The following is a 26,920-nucleotide window of genomic DNA, read 5'->3' as shown; positions in this document are numbered from 1 at the left end:
CCGCGGTCCCGACGGATGAAGTGGCAGGGGCGGAACGCGTTCCGCCCCTGCCTGCCGCTCATCGCACAGGGGTGTAGCGATGAGGCGAACCTGGTCCAGGGTCAGCCGATCGAACGCATCAATCGTCCGCACGCGCCTGCTGCGCGCGCAGCGTGATCCCTTCGTACTCGCCGGTCACCCGGATGAAATACGTTCCCGCCTGCGGCGCGGCGATCCGCACCACCTCGTTGTTGCCGGGGCGGACGGACCTGAAGTCGTACGCGTCGGCGGTCGGCTCCGTGCCGAAGCCCACGTACAGGGACGCGTCGCCGGCGCCACCGGAGGCCATGATGTTGAGCATGCTGCCGGCGGTGGCCTCGAACGAGTACAGGACTCCATCGTCGGCGTCCGCGGACAGGGGCATCAGGGGCGCCGCGTTGAACAGCTGCTGGGGCGGCAGGGCACAGCCTTCATCGGTCTGGTCGCAGGGCGGCTGCATCGCTGCCAAAACCGCCGCTTCGGCATCCAGGATGCCGATGCCCACCGGCTTGTCCAGCTCCACCGGGAACGGGCGGGCCGTCGATTTCAGTATCTGCTTGACCTGGTCCGGCGACAGGCGGTTCGGGGCGACGCTCTGCATCAACGCCACCGCCCCGGCCACGTGGGGCGAGGCCATCGACGTGCCTGGATAGAACTCGTACGTCGGCTCTTCGGGACCGCGCTGGCCCGTGTTGAGGGTGGAAAGTACGTTGTCCGGATCCCCCAACACGGTGGTTCCGATCCCGTAAGGCGCCGCGATGTCGATTCTTCCGCCGTGGTTGGAACCGCGGCTGAGCAATGTGCCGTCGCGCGCCACGCCGCCCCTGGCGCCCGCTGGGCCGGTGCCGCCCACCACGACGATGTCTTCCGAGCAGTTTCCCATGGTGTGCCCGAGCCCCCATTCGTTGGCCGAGTTGTTTCCGGAATTTCCTGCGGCGACCACCACCGTGACATCGCGGCGGTGCGCCTCGGCAAGCGCGTCCTTGTACACGTTGGGGCACGCGACAGGGCTTCCGCTACCCAGGCTCATGTTGATCACGTCGGCCGGGAACTCGTTGGCGGGCACGCCATCGATCTCGCCCCCGGAACTCCACAGGATCGCGTCCGAGATGTCCGTACTCGATCCGCCGCCCGGCCCCAGCACCCGGACCGGCAGGACGACCGCGTTGGGCGCCACGCCGGCCACGCCGATCCCATCGTTGGTCACGGCGGCGACCGTGCCCGCGACGTGCGTGCCGTGCCAAGAGCTGGGCGAGATCAAGAAACAGAAGGTACCGAGACATAGCTCCTGGAAGTCCCCCGGATCGCTCCCGCCCGGTTGCCGGAGCACGAAGTCGTAGCCTTCGTCCATCAGCACGTTGGCGGAGAGGTCCGGATGATCGGTCAGGCCGGTGTCGAGCACCGCGACCACCACGCCGCTGCCGTCGGCATGGTCCAGGGCGGCGGCCAGATTGATTCCGCCCGCGCTTTCCTCCGGAGCGTGGTAGTGCCACTGCTCGTCCCAGCGCGGGTCGTCGGGCACGGCGAACTTCTCCATGCGGACCACGGGCTCCACGTACTCCACCGCCGGATCGGCCGCGATCTGCCGCATCAGCTGTCGCGCCTCGGCCACGTCCAGCAACTTCGGCAGGCGGATTACGTCGGCACCCACGCCCAGACGCCGCACATGCAGGGGCTGCCCGGCCGATGCGGCGCCGCTCCCCAATGCCGCCGTCCATGAAGCGCCGATCGCATTCGCCACGCTTCCCGGGTTCTGGCGCTGTGGCGTGCCTTCCCGGTACTTGACGACCAGCTCGCCGTACGACTCCCCGTCGACCAGCGCGCCCAGGTTGATCCGCTCGTACTCGATCCTGTCCGCGGCGAACGCGGTGCCCGCCAGGGACAGCGCGATCGCGCAGGTGATCGCTCGCAGCTTGATTTTCTTGCCCGTCATGACTCTTCTCCCGTTGGATTCTTCGCCGCGCCCGTAAAAGAGCGCGACCAAATGGCCGGAACAGATGTCGCCCGCATTGCGCGGATTGCCCCGGATCAGTCGATCGCCATACCCGACCTCACTGTCTGGCCTCGACGAGCACCCCGTCGTAGGCGGTCGTGCCTCCCACCACGCCGATGTAGTACGTGCCCGCCCGGGCGCTGCGCGCGTCGATCCGGATCAGTTCGACGTTTCCGCTACGCGAGGAGATATGCTCGTGGTCCGCCACCGTCGGCGGCGCGCCAAAGCTGGCCACCAGCGACACGTCTCCCGTGCCGCCGAGCGTGCGGATGCTGATCGCGCGACCCGCCTCGACCTCGAAACTGAAGAGCGACATGGCGCCGGCCGCACCGGAAACGCCGGCACGACGTACGCCGTTGATCAGGGCCTCCGGGGCGTCCTGCCCCAGCACGCGCTCGAGCGCGGCTCTGGCATCCACGATGCCCGCGCCCAGCGGCGTTGCGGGCGAGATGAAGGCCGGAAACGGACGGGCCGTCTCCCGCAGCAGATCGCGCATCCGCTCCCAGCCCAGCGGCGCTTCGGCAACGCTCTGCACCATGGCCGCCACCGCCGCCACGTGCGGGCTGGCCATGGAGGTACCCGCCTTGCCGCCCAGCAGCCAGTTCGCGGTCGGCGCCTGGCTCGAAGCGTTCACTACCTGCCACACATAGCCGTCCGGGTTCCCGTCGACGCTACCACCGCCGCCAGGCGCCGACAGGTCCACGCGCTCGCCATAGCTCGAGTACGAAGCCTTGCCGCCGGTGATGCGGGTGGCGCCGACGCTGATCACGTTGTCGCAGGCGGACATGGTGTACAGGCCGGCGGCGTCGTTGTCGTTGCCGGCCGCGACCACGACGATCGAACCCCGCTCGATCGCGCCGTCGATCGCTTCCTGGTACTGCGCCGGACAGGCCCTCCTGTTGACGCTGCCCAGGCTCATGTTGATCACTTCCGCCGGATGCTCGTTGGCAGGCAGCCCGGGCACCTCACCTCCCGATGCCCAGGTGATCGCATCCGTGATGTCGCTGGTGTATCCGCCGCAGGCACCCAGAACCCGCAACGGCATCACCTGGGCGCCGTGCGACAAGCCGACGGTGCCCCGCCCGTTGTTGGTTTCCTGGGCGATGGTGCCGGCCACGTGGCTGCCATGCCACGAGCTGTTCCTCGGACTGTGCGGCTGCCCGCCTAGGGCCACGCAATAGTCCCGTTCGGCCCAGTTGCCGACGTCCCAGCCACCCGCTACGCGGCCGTCGACGGGCCGGCGGGAATTGCGGCTGTCGCTGATGAAGTCGTACCCGGGCAGCACGTTGGCCGCCAGGTCGAGATGGTTCTCCACGATGCCGGTATCGATCACGGCCACGACCACGCCGTCGCCATCGGCCAGCTCCCAGGCTTCCTCCGCACGCACGCCGCCCGCCGGATCGTAGAAGTGCCACTGCCGGCCGGCATAGTTGGGATCGTCGGGCACCATCGCGATCGATTCGCTCTGGGTGTGGGTGTGGGTGTCCAGATCGTCCACATCCGCCCGCTCCACCGCGGGGTCCTGTTCCAGTTCGCGGATGAAGTCGCGCGCTTCCTGCTCGCTCAGCAGGCGCGAGGTTTCCACCACCCGCCAGCCGGGCAGGGCCATGTCGCGCAGCTTGCGCACGCCTGCCGCGCGATGACCGGTCAGTCCGGAACGCAGCGAGGCGGATCTCAATCCGCTCTCCATCCTGTCGGCGTCGCCGATCTCCGCGGCATAGCTCTTGTACTTGACGACGAACCGGTCGAACCTGGCCTGGCGCGTGAACGTGGCCGCTTCCGGCTCCGACAAGGCGCCTTCGGACAGCCGCTGGGATTGCGCGCCGGCCGTGGCCATGGAAAGGGCGATCAGGGCCTGGCCGACCGCCAGGCCGAGCATGTGCTTTTTCATCGTTCTTCAATCCCTCTGCCGATAGGAATGTGGATTCGGGCTTCGTTCGCGACCGGGCGAACCCGTCCGGCCGCAATGCAGCCGTCCTTTCGCGCGTCCGGCACTCGCCTCACCAGCCGAAGCCCGCGCCGATGCCGACCGACTTCTCGTCGCCGCTGAACGCGCCGCCGATAGTCAGCGTGGCGCGGTCGCTGAGCGCGCGCTGGTAGCCGACCGACAGCGCGTTCTCGCCGCCCTGGAAACCGACACCGACGCCGACCCGGTTCTGGGTGCGGATGCCGGCCGCGCTGGTCGCCATGTTCAGCATCGCCGCGCCCATCGCGCCCTGGCGATCGATGCGGCGGTCCACGTCATGGAAACGGCGCTCGACGTTGCCCTGGAAGGCTTCGAAGTTGTCGTTCCAGGCCGCAAACTGCTGGTCGGTGTAGGCGTTGGCGGACGACAGCGTCTGCGTTGCCGTGGTATCGGTGTGAGCCTTCGATTCGGCCACGCCGGCCTTCACCTGGGCCACGTTGGCCGCATCGGTATCGGCCGTGCCCGCTGCCACGTTGACGACCTGGCGCTGGTTGCCGTCTCTGCCGACCGAGACCGTGTTGGCGCGGTCGGCCACCGAACCCTGGCCCAGCGCCACCGCCCCCTCGGCGGTCACCGAAGCGCCCTGGCCGATCGCTGTGCCGGAGGCGGCGCTCACGCTCGACCCCTCGCCCACCGCCACCGCGTTGTTAGCCTCGGCGGTGATCGTGGTGTTGGCGCCGAGCGCGGTGCTGCCGTCGGCGTTGACCCTGGAGTTACCACCGATCGCGATGTCGTTCGGGCCGTGCGCGTAGGCGTCACCGCCGATCGCGATCCCGTTCTCGCCACCGGCCGTCGCGTTGGAGCCGATGGCCACCGCCTTGGTGCCCTCGCCGGCGTGCGCGGCATCGCTGCCGTCCACCGCGCCGTCGACCGCGACCTTCTCGTCGCGGCCGCCGCCGCTGCCGGAATCGGAACCCGTGGCCCCCTCGACCATGCCCAGCCGCTGGTCGACCAGGCTGACCTGAGCGTCCAGTGCGCCCAGCGCATCCGCCACGGTGAAGTAGGTCCCGCCCTGGATGCTGTAGGCGGGCGCGGCCAGGGTGCCGAACGCGGTGACCGTCGCACCGCCGCCGAGGATGCCGGCGGCGCTGTCGAGGGCGTCGTACAGTTGCCCGCCGTGGATCGCGTCGGCGCTGTCCGCCGCCACCGCGCCCGCCGCCAGATTGGTGACCAGGGTGCCGTTGCCGCCGGCCAGCGTCGCGACCGCCCTGCTGTCGTCGTCGTACACGATCGCGTTGGCGGCCACGTCCTCGATGCTGCCCACGCGCTCGTTGGTTTCGAACAGCTGGCTGCCGTTGACCGCGTCCGTACTGTCCGCACCCAACTCACCGGCCGCGACATTCGTCACGATGGTGCCGTTTTCCCCCGCGAGCGTGACGACACCCTTGCTCTCATCGTCGTAGAGCACGGCGCTGTCGGCCAGTTCGCCGACGCTGCCGGCTACTTCGTCCAACTGCCCCAGGTTCACCGCGTCGGTGGCCTCCGTGCCCGCCGCCACGTTGACGATCTGACGCTCCGCACCGGCGCTGCCCACCGATACCGTGTCCGCGCGGTCGGCCACCGATCTCGCGCCCAGGGCGACGCTGCCGTCCGCTAGAGCCGCCGCACCGAACCCGATCGCGGCCGATTCGACACCGCTCGCGGTGCTGCCGTAGCCGGTAGCCAGCCCCTTGAATCCGCTGGCTTCGCTATAGCTGCCCAGCGCGGTGCCCGCATCGCCTGCCTGGCTGAGGAATCCCGCCGCCAGCGACTGGCGGCCGCTCGCCGTCGCCTCGGCGCCGATGGCGCTCGAGAACGGTCCGGCGGCATACGCCCGCGCGCCCAGCGCGCTGGCGCCCTCTTCCGAGGCCTCGCTGGCCGCTCCTATCGCCGTAGCGTCCACGCCGCTGGCCGCGGCGTTGTAGCCGGCTGCCAGCGCATTGGTCTCCAGCGCGAACGCACCGCTACCGTAGGCGCTCGCGCCCGTCCCGATCGCCGTGGCCGCCTCGCCCGAGGCCGTCGCGTAGTCGCCTTCGGCATAGGCGCCGGCATCCTCGTCCGGTGCCGCCGTGTTGCCGGTCGCCTGGAAGAACCTGTTCGCCTCGGTCACCGTCGCATCCAGCTGACCCAGGTTCACCGCGTCGGTGGCTTCGGTGCCCGCCGCCACGTTGACGATCTGGCGTTCCGCATCGGCGCTGCCCACCGAGACCGTATTCGCACGGTCGGCCTCCGAGCCCGCGCCCAGGGCCACGCTCAGGTCCGCGTTCGCTTTCGCCGCCACGCCGACCGCCGTCGCGCCGTATCCGCCGGCTTCGCTTTCGGCGCCCAGTGCCGTCGAGAACCGTCCCGTCGCCGCGCTGTACGCGCCCAGCGCCGTCGCCTCCAGCTCCATCGCCTGGCTGGCCGCGCCGATCGCCACGCCCGCGTCGCCGCCAGCTTCCGCAGTACTGCCCAGCGCCGTGCCGTTCAGCCCCGTCGCCTGGCTGCCCGTGCCCACCGCCGTCGCGCCCGCCATCAGCGCCTGCGCCTCCGCGCCCAGCGCCAGCGAGCCCGACTCGAACGCGATGGCGTTGAAGCCCACCGCCGTTCCATTCAGGTCAAGCGCCGTCGCGCCGCTGCCTACTGCCGTGCTCCGGTCACCCGCGGCACTGCTCGCCGAGCCCAGGGCCGTCGCGTGCGCGCCCTCCGCACCGGCCAGCGATCCCATCGCCACGCTCTCGGCCGTCGACGCCAGCGCGCCGTTGCCCAGCGCCAGCGCATCGTCTCCCGACGCCACCGCGCCCGCGCCGCCGGCGAAGCTACCCGCCCCGCTGGCCACGCTCTCCACGCCGATCGCCGTGGCCGATGCGCCCACCACCTCGTTGCCCGCGCCGAACGCGTTGCCGTCCGTGCCGAACACCGTGTTGTCGCGGCCGAACGCGCTGCTGCCGTCGCCGTCGGCCAGGTTGAAGCTACCCACCGCGCTGCTGTCCGCGCCGCCGGCTGTGTTCACGTAGCCGATCGCGCTCGCACCGGCGCCGTCGGCGCTGCTGTAGGTGCCTACCGCCGTGCTCTCGGCGCCCGATGCCGCTGCGCCCAGCCCGGCCGCCAGCGCACCATCGCCTGCCGCCGACGCATCGCGTCCGACCGCAACCGCATCCGCGCCCACGGCGCCGTCGTTGTCCTCATTGCCGCCGCCCTCCGAGTTCACACTGTAGTAGCGGGTGCGGCCCGCCTCGACCTCGCCTTCCAGCCCGTCCACCCGCGTGTTCGTCTCGAACAGCTGGCTGCCGTTGACCGCGTCCGTGCTGTCGGCGCTCAGCTCGCCCGCCGCGACGTTGGTCAGGCGCGTTCCATCCGACCCCGCGAACGACACCGCGTCCTTGGCCTCGCCGTCGTACACCACCGCCATGTCCGCCAGTTCGCCCAGGTCGCTGGATACCTCGTCCAACTGGCCCAGGTTCACCGCGTCGGTGACCTCGGTGCCCGCGGCCACGTTGACGATCTGTCGCTCGCTGCCGGCGCTGCCCACCGAGACCGTGTTCGCGCGATCGGCCACCGACAGCGCACCCAGCGCGACGCTCAGGTCACCCGATGCGCTGGCTTCGTTCCCCAATACCACGGATCCGACCCCGGACGACCGGCTGAGCGCACCTACCGCGATGCTTGCTACTCCGGACGCTTCGCTCCTCCATCCGATGGCAGTGGACTGGATCACCGCCGACGCCTCAGTACCCAGTGCCGTTCCCTGCAGGGCGGCATGTGCCCGCGCACCCAGCGCGCTGGCGCCATCTCCCGAGGCATCGCTGGCCGCACCCAGCGCGGTGGCGTCCTCGCCGCTGGCCGCGGCGTTGTACCCGGCCGCCAGCGCGTTGGTCTCCAGCGCGAACGCGCCGCTGCCGTAGGCGCTCGCGCCCGTCCCGATCGCCGTGGCCGCCTCGCCCGAGGCGGTCGCGTAGTCTCCTTCGGCATAGGCGCCGGTATCCTCGTCCGGCGTTTCCGCACTGCCGGTCGCCTGGAAGAACCTGTTCGCCTCGGTCACCGTTGCGTCCAGCTGCCCCAGGTTCACCGCGTCGGTGGTTTCGGTACCCGCCGCTACGTTGACGATCTGGCGCTCGCTGCCGGCGCTGCCCACCGACACCGTGTCGGCGCGATCGGCCACCGAACGCGCACCCAGCGCCACGCTGTTGAGGGCCGATGCGACGGCTCTGAAGCCCAGCGCCGTCGATTCACCTCCGTGCGCTTGGCTTCCATAACCGGTCGCCGAGCCGAACAGGCTGGCGTGGCTCTGGCCTCCCAGCGCCGTACTGCCTTCGTCGGCCGCGGCCAGGAATCCAAGCGCCACGGACTGTCGGCCGACGGCGGACGCCTGCGCACCGATCGCCAGCGAAAACGGCCCGGACGCATGCGCCCGCGCGCCGAGCGCGCTGGCGCCTTCGCCGGACGCCTCGCTGGCCGCACCCAGCGCGGTGGTGTCCACCCCGCTGGCCGCGGCGTTGTAGCCGGCCGCCAGCGCATTGATCTCCAGCGCGAACGCACCGCTACCGTAGGCGCTCGCGCCCGTCCCGATCGCCGTGGCTGCCTCGCCCGAGGCGGTCGCGTAGTCGCCTTCGGCATAGGCGCCGGCATCCTCGTCCGGCGCCGCCGTGTTGCCGGTCGCCTGGAAGAACCTGTTCGCCTCGGTCACCGTCGCGTCCAACTGCTCCAGGTTCACCGCATCGGTGGCCTCCGTGCCTGCCGCTACGTTGGTGATCTGGCGTTCCTGGCCTGCGCGCCCTACCGAGACGGTGTTGTCACGCTCGGCGATCGCATAGGTCCCCAGTGCCACGCTGTTGATCCCGGTCGTCGTCGCGCCTACGCCCACGGCGACCGCACCGGTTGAACTCGTCACGGCGCCTGCGCCCAACGCTGTGCTGCTCTCGCCCGAGGCCACGGTCCTCACCAACACCCGGTTGCCGTTCGCGTCAAGTACAGCGTGAGGACTGCCCAACGCCGTGCTCGAGGCGCCACTAGCCAGTGCGGCCGAACCTAAAGCGACACTACGTTCACCGGTCGCCTGGCTCACCGCCCCGACGGCAACGGACAATGGTCCGGCGGCCAAGCTGCTGGCACCCAAAGCCGTAGTATCCGGTCCGCTTGCTTCGCTGTACTCGCCCACTGCCGTGGCGTCCACGCCGCTGGCCGCAGCGTTGTACCCGGCTGCCAGCGCACCATCGCCTGCCGCCGACGCGTCGCGTCCGATCGCAATCGCATTCGCACCCACGGCGCCGTCGTTGCCCTCGTTGCCGCCGCCCTCCGAGTTCACGCTGTAGTAGCGCGCCCGGCTCGTCTCCACCTGCACCTCCAGGCCGTCCACCCGCGTGTTCGTCTCGAACAGCTGGCTGCCGTTGACCGCGTCCGTGCTCGTCGCGTCCAGCTCGCCCGCGGACACGTTGACCACGCGGCGTGTCGCCGGGCCCACACCGTTCGCGCCGCTGCCGCTGCCCACGGAGAACACCCCGGACTCGAAGGCGCGGGCGCCGTAGCCGACGGCGGCGCTGGCATTGGCGTCCGGACCCACGTAGGCGCTCATGCCCACCGCGACCGCACCATACGCGTGCCCCTGCGCCGCGTATCCGACCGCCGTGCTGTTCAGGCCGAACGCCTGGGTGTTGGTGCCCAGCGCCGTACCGGCCGCACTCGTGACCCAGGCATTGGCGCCCAGCGCCGTAGCGCCGCCCTGCAGCGCGCGGGCGTTGTAACCGATCGCCGTGGCGCTGATCTGTCTGGCGCGGGCCGATGCGCCGATGGCGGTCGCGCCGGCCGACCCCGCTTCTGCACCGTCGCCGCAGGCCAGTGAAGCGGCCAGCGGCGCGGACGGCGCCGCACCGTCCCCGTTCTGTTCGCAGACATCGCCGGCCATGGCCGGACCCGACGCGATGGCGCTCGCCACAAACACGGCCTGCAGCAGGCGCGCTCCCTTTCCTTTGCCCTTGGCTTTCGCCAGTTCGGAGGCCACGACGAGCCCTCGCTCCTGGCTCCAGACTTTCCGGTAGATGCGGTTCATCAACTGCTTCCTCAATGTAGGGTTTCGGTGTCGGTCGAGCGGAATGCGCCTCCGGATCCGCCCTGCGGCGGCCGGACTTGCATGTGCGGTACGGCCGGAGATCGGCGGGAGCGGCCCGATCGCGCCGCGACCGGGAAAATCGCGTCAGGCGGAATCGGCCATCAGCGCCGCGCGGCCAGGCATCGCCTCACCTGCGATACCTCGGCGTTGCTGATATGGCCGTTGTCGCGGAGCCGGAGCGCGTGGTCGTTCATGCAGCGCTGGTAGCCGGCGCGACTGCCCTGCGCGGCCACCTCGCATACGTTCTGGTGCGCCATCAGGCTTGCGCCCGGAATGAAGCCCACGTCGCGGATCACCGGGATTCCGGTGTCGCAGCCTCCCAGGACCGCGGTGCCGTCGCGATCCACCGGCCATCCCAGGTCCTCGTACAGGTCGAGCGAGATGTCGATGAAGGCATGGGCCTCCAGCGTCGCGGTTTCGCTCGGCTCCATCAGCGCGTTCGGCGACATGTCGCGGTCGACGTGCGAGAACGTCGACCCGCGCTCGAACTGCGACGTCGTATATAGCCGCGTGCGGCCGCGCGCATCCATCCCGTAGAAGCTGTCGGGGTCCTCGACCGTCCCCTGCGCGAGTACCGGCTCTTCCCCGCGCAGGCGCTGGCCGGTGGAACTGCTGACGGACACCACCGGGATCGTGACTTCGCCGCCCGAGGCGCCGGGCCCCATGTCGCCGAAGACCGCATCGTCGCTGTTGGCGATGATCACGGCGATGGCGCCGTGCCGCTGCGCATTGAGCGCCTTGAACCCGAATTCGCACTCGCCGCGGTCGACCAGCGCGATCCTGCCCTGGAGCACCTCCGGATGCGCGATGCTCTCCTCGCAGGCCTGGGAGGTTGCAGCGTCAGGATCGAGCACGAGCGCGATCTCGCCCGACGGAAACGCTTCCCGGTCCGGACTGCCGAAGGCGGCGAACCCGGCCTCGTACTGTCCGGCCACGGTCTCCGGCGCGGTCACCAGCAGGTTGCGCCGATTGTCGGCGATCAGCTGCGTGGACACGTTCGCGCGCCCGCCCGTCCATACGATGTCGCCGACCGTGATCAGCGCGGTGTTGCGCTGGCCGCTGTCGAGATCGTTGATGCTGGTGTCGTCGAACTGGTTCGATACCGCCAGCGCTCCGTACCCGGTCGGCCCGAGCCAGAACGGAGTCCCGAGAAACGAACCGAGCCGGCCCGAGACGCCCAGCCCGTGGCCGATCTCGTGCATGATCACGTTCAGGAAGTTGGAGCCGCCCGCCGTGTTGTCGGCGTTTCCATACAAGCCATAGAACCACTCCTTGCCGCCGCAGGCTTCCGTGCCCAACTCGGAGTTGAAGTATGTATTGATGTCGTCGCTTCCCGGGACCAGATCCTCGCCAGCGACCGCATTGGCCATCGCGACCGGGTACTCCACGCCCGCGATCGGCGCACCCGCAAAATCGCTTTCCCAACTCACGGGACCTGCCGAGCCGAGAATGGTGCGATCGCCGCACTCGAGCGGGGTGAACGACGCCTGCACCCGGACATCCACGTCGCTGCTCAGCAAAGCGCGCCAAAGATCCATCGCGTACTGGTAGGCGATGCGCCGCTGCTCGCCCAGCGTCCGACCGGGGTTTCCGCCGATCGGCGTGGCCGACGCCGGATCGTTGAGCCCAGCGTCGGGCGGATCCATGTTGACCAGAACGATGTTCGACTGCGCCGACGCATTGGAGTGCGCGGCCATCAATGCCATCGACAGGGCGACGCCCAGAGTCCCGTGCTTCATCCAGTTCCCCTCCTCGTTTGGTGGCGCCCGATCAGCGGGCATCGCCGCGACCCGTGTCGTCCGGATCGTGCGTCGCATTCATCTTTCCGTCCGGCCCGATCGCGCCGTAGGTCACCTGGATCTCTTCCAGCGAGGTGCGGCGGCTGGTCCCCTTGCCCGCCCTCTCGGCCTGCGCCACCGATTCAGCGTAGGTGGCCGGCATGCGCAGCAGCATCCGGTTGACGGCGGCGGACCTGCGCTTCTGTTCGCTGGTCCGGCGCACCCCTAGCCGAGCGGCGGCGGCCTCGACTTCGGCGGCGCTCAGCCGTCGCTTTTCGCCGGTCACGGCGTCCGTGGTCACCAGCGGCTGCCCCAGGATGGCCGCGTAATCGGCCTGTTCACGCTGCTGCGCGGCGGCGCTCCCGGCCGTGATCGCCGCCATCGCGGCGACTGCAAGCCCAACGCCTGCGCGTCCGTATCCGATCTTCCCCATGCATCGCTCTCCAGTTCTGTACATCCGGCACGACGACCCGGCCGACTCGAACCGCCCTGCGGCAGCCGGGTTCCGCCCATGTAACGAGCGGCGGCGGCAACCTCCCTACCGGTCCCTGTTTCATGCGAGCCGCAGGCCGCGGCGACGCCCATCGATCTGGGCCGGAACTGTTTCCGGCAGCGCGCCTGGCGGTGCATGCGTGCGGCCCCGGGCCTCGCGGTAGGGAGGCGCGGCCCGCGTTGCGTTATTACGTTCGGACGACAGGGACACGCAGCCGCGCCGCGGCCGCGGCTGCGCTTTGGTCATCGCAGCATCCGTTGAGCTAGGATGCCGGTACCCAATGGATGCGAAGCGCAGCCACGCATGAGCCGGGAGCCGTCCCCCGCCATCGATCCGAAGCAGGACATCGACGACCGGGCATTCCAGGACTTTCTGCGCAGCCAGTTCGGCGCGCTGGTACGGTTTCTGCAGTCGAGACAGGTTTCCGAACAGGACGCCCAGGACATGGCACAGGAAAGCCTGATGCGGTTGACGCGCTATCGTGGGCAGCCGGAAAGCGCACTGCGGACGCTGTCCTATCGCATCGCCCTGAACCTGCTGTGCGACAGCCGGCGCAGCCGCGCCGGTGCCGGCGATCCCACGCACACGAGCCTCGACGCCGGCGGATACGAACTTCCCGACGACGCCGTCGAGCCCGACCAGCACGCCCACCACCACCAGGAACTGGCGCGCGTACGGCAGGCCATCCTGCGACTGCCGCAGCACTGCCGCCAGATCTATCTCCTCAACCGGATCGAAGGCATGAGCTACAGCCAGATCTCCCGGCACGCGGGTATTTCCGTCAAGGCGGTGGAAAAGCAGATGAGCAAGGCGCTTTCGCTGCTGCGCAAGGAATTGCTGGCCTCTCCCGGACCCGAAACACCATGAACGAGCACATCGACAACCGGCGCATCGCCGCACGCAGCGCCGAAGAATGGGTGGTTCGCCTGCGCGCTCCCGACTGCACGCCGGAGGAACACGCAGCGTTCGAGGACTGGCTGGCCGAAGCGCCGGAACGGATTGCGGGCTACGTCGAAGCCGAACGGGTCCACACCGCAGCGGGAAGGCTGTCGACCGACCCGCTCCTGGCCGCCGCCACGCGCAGGATCAAGCGCGACATGACGCACGGCGCGGCGAAGGAATGGAGGCGTCGGTGGCCGCTCGCCGCCGCTGCGGCGGCAGTCGTGCTGGCGGGCGTCGTCGGCTACCGCCTCCTGCTCCCCGTTCCCGCGGCGGACCAGCGCATCGCAACCGCCGTGGGGGAGCGGCACGAGGCGGTGCTGGACGACGGCAGCCGGATCGTGCTCGACACCGACTCGACCCTGGACATCGCGTTCGCGGATCGGGAAAGGACCCTGACGCTGACCCACGGACGCGTCTACATCGAGGCCGCTTCCGACCCGGCGCGCCCGATGCTGGTCCATGCGGCCAACGGAACCGTGCGCGTGGTCGGCACGAAGTTCCAGCTGCAGAACCTCGGTGGCGAGGTGGTCGTGGGCCTGTTCGAGGGCTCGGTCACCGTGACCGCCGGCACCGGTGCCAGATCGCATACGCTGGCGCCGGACCAGCAGCTGGCATACGACCGGCACGGCGACTTCGGTCCCGTGCAGCCGTTGCGGGCTTCGGACGCGCAAGCATGGACCGGCGGCAAGCTGGTCTTCAGCGACAGGCCGCTCGATGTCCTCGTGGAGGAAGCCAACCGCTATTCCGACACCAAGCTCGTCCTCGCCGAGCCCGCGCTTGCGCGGATCCGGGTCAGCGGCGTGTTCCAGGCCGGCGACCAGCAGGCGCTGGTGGACGCCCTGCGAAAGGGGTGGAACCTTCACGCGGAAAAGAACCGCGAAGGCGACATCATCCTGCGCACTCGATAGCTTCGGCCGGCTGCATGGGACAGGGGAAACAGGATGTGCGGCCCCGGCCTCGCGCAGGCATGTCCGGTTTCCTGGCGCGCGCCACGCTGGCGGGCTCGATGCTTGGCGCGCTGCTGGCGTCGCTGCCGCTTTCCTCCGCCGTCGCCGGCCCTGACGATCGGGAAGCCGACTACGACATCCCCGCCGAAAGCCTCGACGGCGCCCTGACCCGATTCGCCGAACAGAGCGGCGCCCAGATCTTCTATTCCCCGTCGCTGGTCGGCGGCAAGACGGCCGCGCCGCTCAAGGGGCGCATGTCGCGCAGCCAGGCCCTGGCCCGCCTGCTGCGCGGCACCGGCCTGACCGCGGTGTCGGTCAATGCCGGCACGTACCTGCTGCAGGCCGCGCCGCGTTCGCGAAAACGCGCGCCGCCGGCGACCGCCTCCGGACGGCCGGCGCCGGCGCCGGCGCGCGAAACGCCCATCGACCTGCACGGCGTCCAGGTCACCGGCACACGGATTCCCCGCGTGTCGCTGGAGACGGCGACCCCGGTGACCCTGATCACCCGCGAGCAGATCGAGGCCAGCGGCTTCACCACGCTGTTCGAACTGCTGCGGCACCAGCCGGGCATGACCGGCCATCACGCCGTGCAGGCGTCCTCCGAACCGCTCAGCGAGGCGCTGACGTCGCTGCTGTCGATCGCCGTCGCCCACTCCGCCAGCCTGCACGGACTCGGCCCGAGGGGAACGCTGTACCTGGTCGACGGCAGGCGCACCGCCAACTACGCGCTCGTCTCCAGCGACCTGGGCGGACTGACGGACCTGGGCGGCATCCCCCTGAGCATGGTCGAGCGCGTCGAGATCCTCCGCGGCGGCGCCTCGGCGATCTACGGGGCGGACGCGGTGGCCGGCGTGGTCAACATCATCCTGAAACAGCACTACCGCGGCGGCGAGGTCTCGGTCCAGGCCGGGATCTCCGGGCGCGGCGACGCCGGATTCCGGCGGCTGTCGGCGAGCGCCGGTTTCGCGGTCGGCCGGAGCGACCTGTCCGTCAGCGTCGACGCGTTCTCGCAGACGCACTTGGCGGGCACCTCACGCGACTGGCACACGCAGGATCGCCGCGCAGACGGGCTTCCGGATAGGACTATACCGCTCGGCTACTTCTCCTACCTGTCCGTCCCTTTCGACATCACGCCATATCCGCCCTGCGTGGCCGCCGGGGATGAAACCGATCCGGCCTGCAGGCTCGACCGGGAAAGCTATAGGAGCTTGGCACCCGGAGCCGATGGCCGCACCTTGCACGCGCACTGGCGCTTTCCCGTTTCCGGGGAGACGGAAGGCTACCTCGACATCCGTTCGGCTGACGCCCGCATGCGGCTGAATACCGCACCGATGACGCTGGCGGGTCCGCTGGTCCCGCCGGACGATCCCAACTACGATCCCTTCATCGGCGCGAGCCACGCCTTCTACGACATCGGCTCGATCTCCAGCCGCAGCCGCACCACCCTGTTCGACGGCACGCTCGGATTCACGACGCCGCTGGGCGGCTGGAGTCTGGACGCATACGCGTCGCACCACAGCAGCCGCGTGACCAACACGATCCACGGCGTGGTTAACCAGTCGATATTGGCCGAAACCTTCCAGCATCCCCCCCACTACCACGTCAACGGCCGTCCCAACGATCCGGCTCTGCTGCACGCGCTGTCGCCGTCACTGCGGATCGCGGGCAAGAGCACCGTCAACTCCGTTTCGATCCACGTCGATGGGCCGGTGGCCTCCCGATCCAGCGGCGACGTCCGCGCCGCCTTCGGCATCGAGGCGCAACGCGACCGCCTGGACTACACACCAGACCCCTACTTCTCGGACCCGTCCCTGCCGTTCCCCATCGCGCCCATCGATCCGGACGGATCCAGCCGGCGCATGGCGGCTTATGCGGAATTCGCGGTCCCGCTGCCCGGTCGGTTGACGGCAGAAGCCGCTTGGCGCCTCGACCGCGCCAGCCCCTACGGATCGTCCACATCCCCGCGGCTGGGACTCACCTGGAAACCCCACGACCGGCTGCTAATCCGCGGCAGCATCGGCAACGCGTTCCGGGCGCCCAGTCTCTACGAGACGGAAGGGGCGCCTGCCAATCCCCATCTCGGCCATCCCGATCCTGCCCGTGTCCCGAATGAACCACCGTTCGCTCCCTGCAGGAATCCCACCGGCCCGATATGCACGCTTCCGGTCGTGTCCGAGCGCAATCCGGACCTGAAACCCGAGCGGGCGCTTGCCCGCAACCTCGGCCTGGTCTGGGAGCCGAACGACGATTTCAACATCGCCGTCGACTACTTCAACGTGGTGCGACGGGACGAGATCGCCATCGCCGATCCCGTCGCGCATCCGGGCCGCTTCCCGGAGACCTACGTGCGCGATGAGGACGGCCTGCTGTCCCGGGCCCGCATCGTTTTTTCCAACCTCGGCCGATCGGACGTCAGGGGACTGCATTTCGACGCCAACTGGCGCCGGCATACGCGCGGATACGGCACGTTCGACTTTCGTCTTTCCGGACACCGCGTCCGCCAGGCCCTCGTGACCTCACCCGATGGCGAAACGGTCGACCGCGCCGGACACCTCTCGCCTGCATCCTCGGCCTTCGCCTCGCTGGAGTGGTCGAAGGGCGACTGGTCGACGACGGCGTCGGTTCGCCATTTCTCCGGCTACCGCGTGCACGCGGCGGGACGGCCCTGCCCGGACGCCAACGCCGACGCCGGCAAGTGCCGCAACCCGTCGATCAACGTTCTCGCGCTCGGCACGACCTATTCCGGATTCGACCGCTGGACGGTGTCCGGGCACGTCAACAACCTGGCGGACCGCCAGCCGGCCAACTACGAACTGGAACGCGCCGGCTACAACGCGTCCTTCGACGATCCGGTGGGGCGCTACTACCTGCTCAAGTTCGCCTACCGCTTTTGAGCCTGTCCCGGCCGCGCGGAAGGGCCCGCTATCCCCAGTGGGAGGATTTCATCAGCGCCCTCTCCGCCTCGCTGCATGCCGGGTCGGCCTCCGCCATCGGTCCGTACCCGGACAGGTCGATGCCGTCGTTCGCCGCCGGCCGCATGACGTCATGCCCGGGCGGGTCGCGCATGGCGTGCCATTCCATGCTAGGCGGTGCGGCGCCATCGGGCCGCAACGACATCCCCCGCATGCGCCGCCTGCCGCCGCAGTGCGCATGATGCAGGAGACTGTTGTCGAGATAGTCTTCCAGGAGTTCCTGGAGCATCTTCCGGTGCGCCGCTTCCGGCAATGCGTCGACCACCTTGCGCAAGGTGCCGTCCTGGGCCCAGCGGGTGAACCGCACGTAGGTCGCGCGTACCGGGCCGTAGCCCTCCGGCAACCGTTTCCACGAGGAGCGATTGCCCGCCACCCACAGCATCGCGTCGATGAAGGCCCTCGCCCCTCGCCACTTCTGCGGCGCAAGCCCGGAGCCGGCCTCGCGCATGCGCTCGACGGCCTCCCATTCCTCTTCGCGCAGGCGATGCTCGCCGCGCGCTTCGCGCATGTGCCTCCAGCCGGCCATGACCGTCCCCTCCTCGCGATCCCGGATCGCCGGGAATCCGGCCGGCGGGACTACTTCCGCGCTGTATTCCCGCCGGCCGGCGGTCCGCCGCAATCCCGGTAAGCGGTCTTCCGGGATCCGCCGCGGATTTCGGGCCTTCCTTGCCTCTTGCCGTCGAATAACGAAGAATCGGGGCCACCCCCCTACCGGGACCGACTCCGATCCCCCGCGCGGATTCACCCGGAACGGATGTGACCATCAAGGGCAAAGCCACTTCGCTGGACATCGCCCACCTGGCCGGGGTGTCGCAGCCGACCGTCTCGCGTGCCCTGCGCGGCAGCCCCATGGTCAATCCCGAGACCCGGCGCCGGATCCTGGCGATCGCGCGCGAGCTGAACTACAAGGTCGACAAGAACGCGTCCAACCTGCGCTGCCAGCAGTCGGGCACGCTGGCGCTGCTGTTCTTCGAGGATCCAACCCCAGACGATTCGCTGATCAACCCGTTCTTCCACTCGATGCTGGGCTCGATCACCCGCGCCTGCGCATTGCGCGGCTACGACCTGCTGGTCTCCTTCCAGCAGCTGTCGGACGACTGGCATGCCGACTACGAGGACAGCAACAAGGCCGACGGACTGATCCTGCTCGGCTACGGCGACTACCTGGTTTCGCGCAGGCGCCTCGAGCAGCTGGTCGGACAGGGCACCCACTTCGTGCGCTGGGGCGCCGCGCTGCCCGGGCAGCCGGGCGTGTCGATCGGCTGCGACAACTTCCGCGGCGGCCTGGACATGACCGCGCATTTGATCGCGCAGGGACGGCGCCGGATCGCCTTCGTCGGCGACGCCTCCGAGCGCTACCCGGAATTCCGCGAGCGCTACCGCGGCAGCGTGCGGGCGATGGACGAGGCCGGGATCGAGGCGCGTCCGGAGTGGCTGATCGACGCGATCTCCACCGAGCAGTCCGGACATGCCGCAACCGTCGAACTGCTCCAGCGGGTCCCCGACCTGGACGCCGTGTTCGCCGGCAGCGACCTGATCGCCATCGGCGCGATGAAGGCGCTGCACGAAAGCGGACTGCACGTGCCCGGGGACGTGGCCGTGGCCGGCTTCGACGACATCCCTCTGGCGAGCTTCGTCACCCCGGGGCTGTCGACGGTACAGCAGGACACCCGCCAGGCCGGTGCCCTCCTGGTCGACAGCCTGCTCGGGCTGATCGTGGGAGAAGCGGTGGAGAGCCGCACGATTCCGGCGAAGCTGGTGCTGCGCGGCTCGACCGGGAACTGAGGTCGGCATCGGCCGCGCGCCTGCGTGGCTACCACATTGACGGCGACACCGGCGCGCGGACCGCATCGGAATCGCACGCATGGCAGGCTCCTGCGAACAGGTCCTTTACGGTCCGGCGTAGGAGCGGGCCGCGCCCGCGATACCGTGCCAGGCAGCACTGTCCGCCGCGGTGAGGATTGGGCCGTCGCCACGGGTTTCGCCAATGAATCGCCGACGCTTCAAGCCTGGATGGTGGTTAGCCCATCGCGAAGGGCCCGGCTGTTCATTTACACCGCCCGTGGCGACGGGTCTGATCTCACCGCAGCGGAGAAGGCTGCCTGGCGCGGCATCGCGCGCATGGCGCGCTCCTACGGAAGCATGGAGGAGGGCTGGTGGTCCATCAGCGAGCGCAGGCGCGCGCGCAGGTCGTCGCGCCGGGGCGGCGCGTCGTGCAGGAAGAGGCGCACGCCGTGTGCCGGCACCTCGGCGGCGAGGACGCCCTCCACGGTCTGCACCGTCCCGTCGAAACCGTCGCGCCAGTCCCCGGGCTCCAGGAACTCGGTGACTTCCATCGTGCGTGCCGCGTCGCCCTTGTTCAGCAGCACCAGCGCGATCTGGGCGTTGTCGCCATCGTCGTAGACGCGGTAGAACGCCGCCTCGTCGCCTTGCAAGCGCAGGTCCAGCTGCAGGCCCTTCTGCAGCGCCGGCGACTGCCGCCGCAGGTTGGCGATGCGGGTCAGCGCGGCCTGGATCGGATGCCCGGCGGCGGCGTCCACGCGCGCCTGGCCGAAGTAGTTGCGGTTGCCGGCGTGCTCGCCGCGGCCGCGCATGAAGCCGGTCTCGGAGCCGTAGTAGACCACCGGGATGCCGCGCGCGGTGAACAGCCAGTTGTGGGCGTCGATGAAGCCGGCGTCGCCGGCGTCCATGCGCGCCATGTCGTGGTTGTCGTAGAAGGTCGCCAGTTCGTAGGGGTTGGCATAGGGGTCGCCCTGCAGGTGCAGCGCGTCGGCCAGCAGCGAGAAATCGGCGCCTTCGGCGAAGACCTTCTGCATCGCCTCCTTCATCGGGAAGTCGAGCACGCTGACGCCGCCGTTCTCCGGCAGCGTGTGCGCGGCGATCTTGGCCGCGTCGTAGTCGAAGGCCTCGGCGAACATGAAGAACCCCGGATGCTCGGCGCGGATGCGGTCGCTGAACTCCTTCCAGAACGGGTGCGGCATGTGGCGGATGGTGTCGATGCGGAACGCGTCCGCGCCCTGCCCGATCCACTGCAGGTAGGCGCCGACCAGGTAGTCCATGGCCTCGGGGCTGGCCGGGTCGAAGTCGCCGAGCTGGGCAAGGTCGGGTTTGGTCGAATAGAACCGGTGCAACGGCTCGTTCGCCGGATCGAGTTCGGCCGGCGGCAGGTTCTGGTGGTCGGCGACGAGCGCGCCGTCGGCATCGAACACCTGCCCGAAGCCGGGCTGCCGCTCGGGCATGGTGTACGCAGGCGAGGAATGATTGGCGACGATGTCGAGCACGGTCTTCAGCCCCTGCGCCTTCATGCCCGCGGTGAACGCGGCGAAATCCAGGCCCGCGCTCGGCAGGTGCTCGTCGAGCCGATAGAAGTTCATGCCCCAGTAGCCGTGGTACGCGGCCTTGCCGCGGTCGGTCAGCGAACTGCCGCAGCTGATCGCGTCGCCGCCGGTGAAGGCCTGGTCGGGGTTGTCGACGATCGGCGTGATCCACACCGCGGTGAAGCCCATGCCGCGGATGTAGCCGGCGTTGTCGAGGATGCCCTTGAAGTCGCCGCCGAGGTAGCCGATGTTGCCGTCGATCCCGTCCGGGCATTCGACAGGAATATCGAAGCTCGGATGCGGCCGGCCCTGGTCGCGCTGGTCGTTGGACGGATCGCCGTTGACGAAGCGGTCGGTGACCACGAAGTACACCGCATTTTCCGCGAACGGCTCGGTGGTGCCGTAGAAGCCGGGCGCCGGCGATTTCGCGCTAGCCGGCGCGGGCGATGTTTCCGGCGGCACCGGACCGTCCGGCGTGCAGGCCGCCAGCGCCAGCGCGATCACGCAGCCAAGCCAAGCACGCCTCATGCCGGCTGCTCCAGCGGCTGCGGGTCGCGTACCCGCAGCACGCACAAGCCGGCCACGATCAGGCTGGCGCCGCCCAGCACCACAATCCGGATCGGCGCGCCATCCAGCAGGTGCCGCAGCAGGAAGCCCAGCGTGCTCACCGCGACCAGCTGCGGAATGACGATGAAGAAATTGAAGATGCCCATGTAGATGCCCATCTTCTTCGACGACACGCTGTCGGACAGCAGCGCGTACGGCAACGAGAGGATCGAGGCCCAGGCGAAGCCCACCCCGACCATCGACAGCAGCAGCCACTGCGGATCGCGGACCAGCGCCATCGACATCAGCCCGAGCCCGCCCAGGGTGACGTTGACCAGGTGACTGCCGCGCAGGCCGATCGCGCGCACCATCCACGGGATCACGATTGCCGCCAGCGCCGCGAAGCCGTTGTAGGCGGCGAACAGCACGCCCACCCAGTTGGCGCCCTCGTTGTAGGCCGCCGACTGTGGATCGGTGGTGCCGAAATGCACCTGGGTCACCGCGGCGGTGGCGTAGATCCACATCGCGAACAACCCGAACCAGGAAAAGAACTGCACCACGGCCAGTTGCCGCATCGCCTGCGGCATGTTGTGCAGGTCGGCGGCGATCGTCGCCAGCATCCGCTGCGGCGCCAGTCGCCGCGCCACCAACAGCAGCACGCCATACGCCAGCGGAATGCCTGCCAGCACGTACAGCATGCGATCCCAGCCGAACGCATACACCGCGGCCATGCCGAGGATGCCCAGCAGCAGCCAGGGCAGGCCGCTGCCCGGCTCCAGAGCCGCCCGCGCGCGGTCGCCGGGCAGTTCCGGCGGCTGCGCATCGTCGAAGGCGTGCAGGGTGTCCGGCGGGTACTCGCGGGTACGCAGGATCGTCCACGCGATCGCGCCGAACAGTACCGCACCGCCGAAATAGAAGGCGTAGCGGACGGTATCCGGGATCTCGCCCGGCCCGGCGGTATTGCCGACTCCGACCTTGGCCAGCAGCCAGGGCAGCAGGCTGGCGACCACCGAACCGATACCAATGAAGAAGCTCTGCATCGCGTAGCCGGCCGGCCGCTGTCGCGGGGCCAGCTGGTCGCCGACGAAGGCGCGGAACGGCTCCATCGACACGTTGAGCGAGGCGTCGAGGATCCACAGGGTGCCGGCGGCGATCCATAGCGCCGGCGAGTTCGGCATCACCAGCAGCGCGGCGGTGGAGAAGATCGCGCCCCACAGAAAGTACGGCCGGCGTCGCCCCAGCCGCGTCCAGGTGCGGTCGGAGAAGTAGCCGATTACCGGCTGCACCAGCAGCCCGGTCAGCGGCGCGGCGATCCACAGGCCCGGCACCTGGTCCATGTCGGCGCCCAGCGTCTGGAAAATCCTGCTGACGTTGGCGTTCTGCAGCGCGAAGCCGAACTGGATGCCGAGGAAACCGAAGCACATGTTCCAGATCTGCCAGAACGTCAGTTGCGGTTTTGCGCCCATGTGCCGGTCCGGCTCCCGTTGCGTTGATCCTGCACCCGTCGTCCGGGCACGTCGACACCCGCTGTCGCGGGCCGGGGCCATGGTAGTTTCGGGTGCAGGTGCAGCATGGCGGTTGCATACGTATTCATCGCATCAGCGCGAACGCGGTCGTCGCCATGGGATGGCGCATCGTGGAATAGTGGCGCCCCGAAAGCGCGCCGCATCCTTGGCGCGACCGATTCCGAGGATGCGGATGACGAGCAGCCCCTGGTGGCGCGGCGCGGTGATCTACCAGATCTACCCGCGCAGCTTCATGGATACCGATGGCGATGGCGTCGGCGACCTGCCGGGCATCGTCGAGCGCCTGGACTACGTCGCCAGCCTGGGCGTGGACGCGATCTGGATCGCGCCGTTCTTCCGTTCGCCGATGCACGACTTCGGTTACGACATCGCCGACTACCGCGACGTCGACCCGCTGTTCGGCACCCTGCACGACTTCGAGGACCTGCTGCGCAAGGCGCACGGGCTCGGCCTGCGGGTGATGATCGACCAGGTACTCAGCCACACCTCGGCCGAGCACGCCTGGTTCGTCGAGAGCCGGCAGTCCCGCGACAATCCCAGGGCCGACTGGTACGTCTGGGCCGATGCGCGCCCCGACGGCACCCCGCCCAACAACTGGCTGTCGATCTTCGGCGGCGTGGCCTGGAAGTGGGAGCCGCGCCGCGGCCAGTACTACCTGCACAACTTCCTGTCCTCGCAGCCGGACCTGAACTTCCACAACCCCGAGGTGCGCGAGGCGACGCTCGACAACGTGCGTTTCTGGCTGGACAAGGGCGTCGACGGACTGCGCCTGGACGCGATCAATTTCTGCTTCCACGACAAGCTGCTGCGCGACAACCCGCCCAAGCCGCCGGAACTGCGCACCGGGCGCGGCTTCAGCCCGGACAACCCGTACGCATTCCAGTACCACCACCACAACAACACCCAGCCGGAGAACATCGGCTTCCTGGAGCAGCTGCGGGCGCTGATGGACCGCTACGCCGATGCGGCGGCGCTCGGCGAGATCTCCTCCGAGGATTCGCTGGCGACCACCGCCGAATACACCAGCGGCCGGCGCCTGCACATGGGCTACAGCTTCGAGCTGCTGACCGACGACTTCAGCGCCGCCTACATCCGCGGCACGGTGGAGCGGCTGGAGGCGGCGATGACCGAGGGCTGGCCGTGCTGGGCGATCTCCAACCACGACGTGCGGCGCGCGGTGACGCGCTGGGGCGGGCAGCGCGCCAGCGACGATTTCGCCCGGCAGATGGTGGCGCTGGTCTGCTCGCTGCGCGGCTCGGTCTGCCTGTACCAGGGCGAGGAGCTCGGCCTGCCGGAGGCGGAGGTGCCGTTCGAGGCGTTGCGCGACCCCTACGGCATCGCCTTCTGGCCGACGTTCAAGGGCCGCGACGGCTGCCGCACGCCGATGCCGTGGAACGGCGACGACGGCACCGGCTTCAGCGACGGCCAGCCATGGCTGCCGATCTCGGACGCGCACCGCGCCCGCAGTGTCTCCAGGCAGGAAGCCGACCCGGATTCGGTGCTCGTCGCGGTGCGGCGTTTCCTGCGCTGGCGCAAGGCGCACCCGGCGCTGGTCGAGGGCGACATCCGCTTTCTCGATGCGCCGGAACCGGTCCTGGCCTTCACCCGCGGCCATGACGGCGAATCGCTGCTGGTGGCGTTCAATCTCTCGGCCGACGCGGTCGCCTGGCGACTGCCGCAAGGCATCGCGGCGCGGCCGGTCGACGATCACGGGCTGCTCGGCGGCGGGATCGACGACGGCGTCCTGCAGCTGCCCGGGAGCGGCGTGTTCTACGGCCGGACGGATTGACGGCGTCACATTGGCGCTCACTCGGATTGAGCTTTTCTGCACAGTCCGTGAGCCGCCGTTACCGTCGATCCCTGGGAGGCCATCTGACATGACACGTAAGCCACGCCACCCCGCGCCCTCCTCCTGCTCAAGCTGGATCAGCCTCCGGTTCGAGGGCGCCGAGCACGCCGAAAGCGCCTGGCGAAAACGGGTGCACCGGCCGCTGGTCTTCCCGCGCAGGCGGCGCGACGCGGCTATCATCGCGCTGACCCGGATCTCTCCCTCCGGATCGCCGGCGATGAAAGCGACCCTGCACGACGAACGCCTCGACCTGGTGACCGGCCTGCTGCTGCAGTCCGGCGCCGGCAGCGTGCTCGACCTCGGCTGCGGCGCCGGCCGCCTGCTGGCCAGCCTGCTGCGGCATCCGCAGTTCGCACGGGTGACGGGCATCGACGTCAGCGCCGATGCGCTGGCGGTGGCGAGGCACGAACTGCAACCGCGCGCCGGACAGTCGCGGCTGCAGCTGATGCACGCCAACTGCACGCGGCCGCTGGACGGGCTGCCCTTCCACGAGGCCGCGACGATGGTGGAAACCATCGAGCATTTCGACCCGGGCGTGCTCTCGGCCGCCGAGCGCACGCTGTTCGCCTGCTACCGGCCGTACGTCGCGATCGTCACCACGCCCAACCGCGAATACAACCCGCTGCTGGGACTGCCCGAGGGCCGCCTGCGCGATCCCGACCATCGCTTCGAGTGGGACCGCTCGCGCTTCCGCGCCTGGGCGGTCGGCGTGGCGCGGCGCAACGGCTACGCGGTGCGCGTCGGCGGCATCGGCGAACCGGACGACGAGTTCGGCGCACCCGGGCAGTACGCCTATTTCAGCCGGGATCCATGATCCATGCCCTGCGCGGCCGACTTGTGGAACAACGCGATGTGCGGCGCCGGACATTCCAGCTGCCAGCGGTGGCGCCGCGCGATCCACTGCAGCGTGCATTGCTGGTAGAAGCAGACGTGGGTCGGATCGCGGGCGTAGCCCCAGGCGGCGAAGGGCCGCTCCGGCAATCGCCATTGCGTCATGAGGCCGAGCCAGCCGCCCGGCCGCAACAGATCATCGAGACGCGCGAACTCGGCCGCGGGATCGTGGAAGTGTTCGGCCGTTTCGCTGCAGGCGATGAAGTCGTAGCGGCGCCGCAGCAGTACAGGGTCCGCGGCGTACAGCGGGTCGTACGCGGCCGTGGGAAAGCCGCGTGCGGCCAGCATCGTCGGCAACGCAGGGCCCGGGCCGACGCCGTAGTCCAGCCCGCGCATGCCGGGCCGCAGCCGTGCCGCCAACGGCTGTGCGAGGCGATCGAGGAAGGCGCGATAGCCAGGGTCGTCCGGATCGTTGCGGTGCAGGTCGTAGAGCGTGCGCTCTGTTTCCGCCGACGACCGGTCGCCGGGCAGCATGAAGGTCAGTCCGCAGTCGCCGCAGAGCGCGTAGCGCCGCCCCTGCACCGGCGCTTCTGGCGCGCACGGCGCGGCGCCGCAGAGCGGACAGGCCGTCATCGACGGACGCTTGCCTGGACCGCGGACGCCGCCGATCGCCCCGGCCAGCGATGCAGGTGCGCGGGATCCACGCCCACGCGCCGGCAGGCACGCTGCGCCACGCCGTCATCGAGCGCGGCACGGAACAGCGGCCCGAGGCCCCGCAGGGTGCGTGCCGCCGCCGCGTCGCGCACGCGCCGCAGCGCACCGCGCCCGAGCATCGCGGGCGCCCACGCCGGCAACAGGGCGGCGCCGGCGCCCAGGAACAACGCCCGCGACAGCCCCGCCGCCGGCACCGGCAGGCGGATCCGCGAGAGCACGGCGAGCACCTCGCGCGAACGTTCGTCGCAGGCGAGTTCGCCGCGCACCTGTGCGAAATAGTCGCGCACCGCGGCCTCGGACGCTGGCACCGCGCGCGCGCCCAGCGCCTCGGCGATGCGTCGTACCTCGGCGTAGTAGCGGTCGGCGGCGCCCGCGGGCAGCGCGTCCGGGCAATAGCGACGGTAGCCCTGCAGGAAGCCGTAGCTCTCGGTCACGTGCACCCAGGTGAGCAGGTCGGGATCGGCGGCGGCATAGCGGCGCCCGTCCGGCAGCACGCCGTGCACGCGCGCATGGATCGTGGCCACGCGCGCGACCAGGCGCTCGGCCTCGGCGCGGCCGGCGTAGGTGGTGCCGGCGACGAAGGCGGTGGTGCGGCGCAGGCGCCCGACCAGATCCTCGCGGAAATTGGAATGATCCCAGACGCCGGCCAGCGCACGCGGATGCAGCGTCTGCAGCATCAACGCGCACAGGCCGCCGGAGAGCATGCCGGGGAAATCGGCATGGATGCGCCAGGTGACGCTGTCCGGACCGAACAGGCCGGGATCGCCGGCGGGGTGGTCGTAGTCGATGCCGCTCTGCCCGCGCGGGAACGCGCTCAGCACCCAGTGACGGATGCGGGCGGTGGCGGGGGCGACGAGCGCGCGGAACCGGGCGTCCATGCCGTCATGCTAGCCGTATCGCCCGCAACCGGGCCTGACGGATCGTCCCTACGGAAGATGCGCCCGCCGCCTGCGTCATTCCGTGC

At 69.8% G+C, this 26,920-nt stretch carries 16 protein-coding genes; 6 read left to right on the top strand and 10 right to left on the bottom strand.

Annotated features, from left to right (window positions below; genetic code table 11):
• Positions 1-118 precede the first annotated feature (118 nt).
• The 5 genes from AB5T46_RS03180 to AB5T46_RS03160 form a co-directional block, all read right to left on the bottom strand.
• On the bottom strand, positions 119-1,951 hold the full coding sequence (locus tag AB5T46_RS03180; protein WP_370562378.1) for a S8 family serine peptidase: 1,833 nt from the start codon (positions 1,949-1,951) through the stop codon (positions 119-121).
• A 118-nt stretch (positions 1,952-2,069) separates the two neighbouring features.
• Complete coding sequence (locus AB5T46_RS03175; protein WP_370562377.1) at positions 2,070-3,902, bottom strand: S8 family peptidase; 1,833 nt, start codon at positions 3,900-3,902, stop codon at positions 2,070-2,072.
• A 109-nt stretch (positions 3,903-4,011) separates the two neighbouring features.
• Positions 4,012-9,981: an ESPR-type extended signal peptide-containing protein gene (locus tag AB5T46_RS03170; RefSeq protein ID WP_370562376.1), complete on the bottom strand. Its 5,970-nt coding sequence runs from the start codon at positions 9,979-9,981 to the stop codon at positions 4,012-4,014.
• 161 nt (positions 9,982-10,142) lie between these two features.
• Positions 10,143-11,780, bottom strand: coding sequence for a PA domain-containing protein (locus tag AB5T46_RS03165; protein ID WP_370562375.1), 1,638 nt, complete (start codon positions 11,778-11,780; stop codon positions 10,143-10,145).
• A 31-nt stretch (positions 11,781-11,811) separates the two neighbouring features.
• On the bottom strand, positions 11,812-12,201 hold the full coding sequence (locus tag AB5T46_RS03160; RefSeq protein ID WP_370562374.1) for a hypothetical protein: 390 nt from the start codon (positions 12,199-12,201) through the stop codon (positions 11,812-11,814).
• A 414-nt stretch (positions 12,202-12,615) separates the two neighbouring features.
• Between AB5T46_RS03160 and AB5T46_RS03155 the strand changes: the two genes are divergently transcribed.
• The 3 genes from AB5T46_RS03155 to AB5T46_RS03145 are packed head-to-tail and all read left to right on the top strand — an operon-like array spanning position 12,616 to position 17,095.
• Positions 12,616-13,179: an RNA polymerase sigma factor gene (locus tag AB5T46_RS03155; RefSeq protein WP_370562372.1), complete on the top strand. Its 564-nt coding sequence runs from the start codon at positions 12,616-12,618 to the stop codon at positions 13,177-13,179.
• The gene (locus AB5T46_RS03150) at positions 13,176-14,162 is read left to right on the top strand and encodes a FecR family protein (protein ID WP_370562371.1); all 987 of its coding nucleotides are present in this window, start codon (positions 13,176-13,178) and stop codon (positions 14,160-14,162) included. The genes AB5T46_RS03155 and AB5T46_RS03150 overlap by 4 nt, the downstream gene beginning before the upstream one ends.
• Positions 14,163-14,221: 59 nt before the next feature.
• The gene (locus AB5T46_RS03145; protein ID WP_370562370.1) at positions 14,222-17,095 is read left to right on the top strand and encodes a TonB-dependent receptor domain-containing protein; all 2,874 of its coding nucleotides are present in this window, start codon (positions 14,222-14,224) and stop codon (positions 17,093-17,095) included.
• 28 nt (positions 17,096-17,123) lie between these two features.
• On the opposite strand, the gene AB5T46_RS03140 is transcribed toward AB5T46_RS03145, so the two are convergent.
• Positions 17,124-17,699 carry a transposase gene (locus AB5T46_RS03140; protein WP_370562369.1) on the bottom strand — a complete coding sequence of 192 codons (576 nt, stop codon included), beginning with the start codon at positions 17,697-17,699 and terminating at the stop codon, positions 17,124-17,126.
• 230 nt (positions 17,700-17,929) lie between these two features.
• On the opposite strand from AB5T46_RS03140, the gene AB5T46_RS03135 reads away from it, so the two are divergent.
• Positions 17,930-18,958, top strand: coding sequence for a LacI family DNA-binding transcriptional regulator (locus AB5T46_RS03135; protein ID WP_370562368.1), 1,029 nt, complete (start codon positions 17,930-17,932; stop codon positions 18,956-18,958).
• A 347-nt stretch (positions 18,959-19,305) separates the two neighbouring features.
• On the opposite strand, the gene AB5T46_RS03130 is transcribed toward AB5T46_RS03135, so the two are convergent.
• Both AB5T46_RS03130 and AB5T46_RS03125 read right to left on the bottom strand, forming a co-directional pair.
• The gene (locus AB5T46_RS03130; protein ID WP_370562367.1) at positions 19,306-21,018 is read right to left on the bottom strand and encodes an alpha-amylase family glycosyl hydrolase; all 1,713 of its coding nucleotides are present in this window, start codon (positions 21,016-21,018) and stop codon (positions 19,306-19,308) included.
• Positions 21,015-22,502, bottom strand: coding sequence for an MFS transporter (locus tag AB5T46_RS03125; RefSeq protein WP_370562365.1), 1,488 nt, complete (start codon positions 22,500-22,502; stop codon positions 21,015-21,017). The genes AB5T46_RS03130 and AB5T46_RS03125 overlap by 4 nt, the downstream gene beginning before the upstream one ends.
• 232 nt (positions 22,503-22,734) lie before the next feature.
• Between AB5T46_RS03125 and AB5T46_RS03120 the strand changes: the two genes are divergently transcribed.
• Entirely contained in the window at positions 22,735-24,351 is a 1,617-nt protein-coding gene (locus AB5T46_RS03120; protein WP_370562364.1) for an alpha-glucosidase family protein, read from the top strand.
• Between the two features lie 277 nt (positions 24,352-24,628).
• Positions 24,629-25,225, top strand: a complete 597-nt coding sequence (locus tag AB5T46_RS03115; protein ID WP_370562363.1) for a methyltransferase domain-containing protein — start codon at positions 24,629-24,631, stop codon at positions 25,223-25,225.
• On the opposite strand, the gene AB5T46_RS03110 is transcribed toward AB5T46_RS03115, so the two are convergent.
• Entirely contained in the window at positions 25,204-25,875 is a 672-nt protein-coding gene (locus tag AB5T46_RS03110) for a class I SAM-dependent methyltransferase (protein ID WP_370562362.1), read from the bottom strand. The two genes, AB5T46_RS03115 and AB5T46_RS03110, sit on opposite strands and share 22 nt — an antisense overlap.
• Complete coding sequence (locus AB5T46_RS03105; protein WP_370562361.1) at positions 25,872-26,834, bottom strand: oxygenase MpaB family protein; 963 nt, start codon at positions 26,832-26,834, stop codon at positions 25,872-25,874. Before AB5T46_RS03105 ends, AB5T46_RS03110 begins: the two co-directional genes overlap by 4 nt.
• Between the last annotated feature and the right edge of the window lie 86 nt (positions 26,835-26,920).

Origin of the sequence: Luteimonas salinilitoris (assembly GCF_041300785.1) — a bacterium.
GTDB lineage: Bacteria > Pseudomonadota > Gammaproteobacteria > Xanthomonadales > Xanthomonadaceae > Luteimonas > Luteimonas salinilitoris.
Note: the sequence above shows the minus strand (reverse complement) of the source record. Positions and strands in the feature narration are given on the sequence as shown.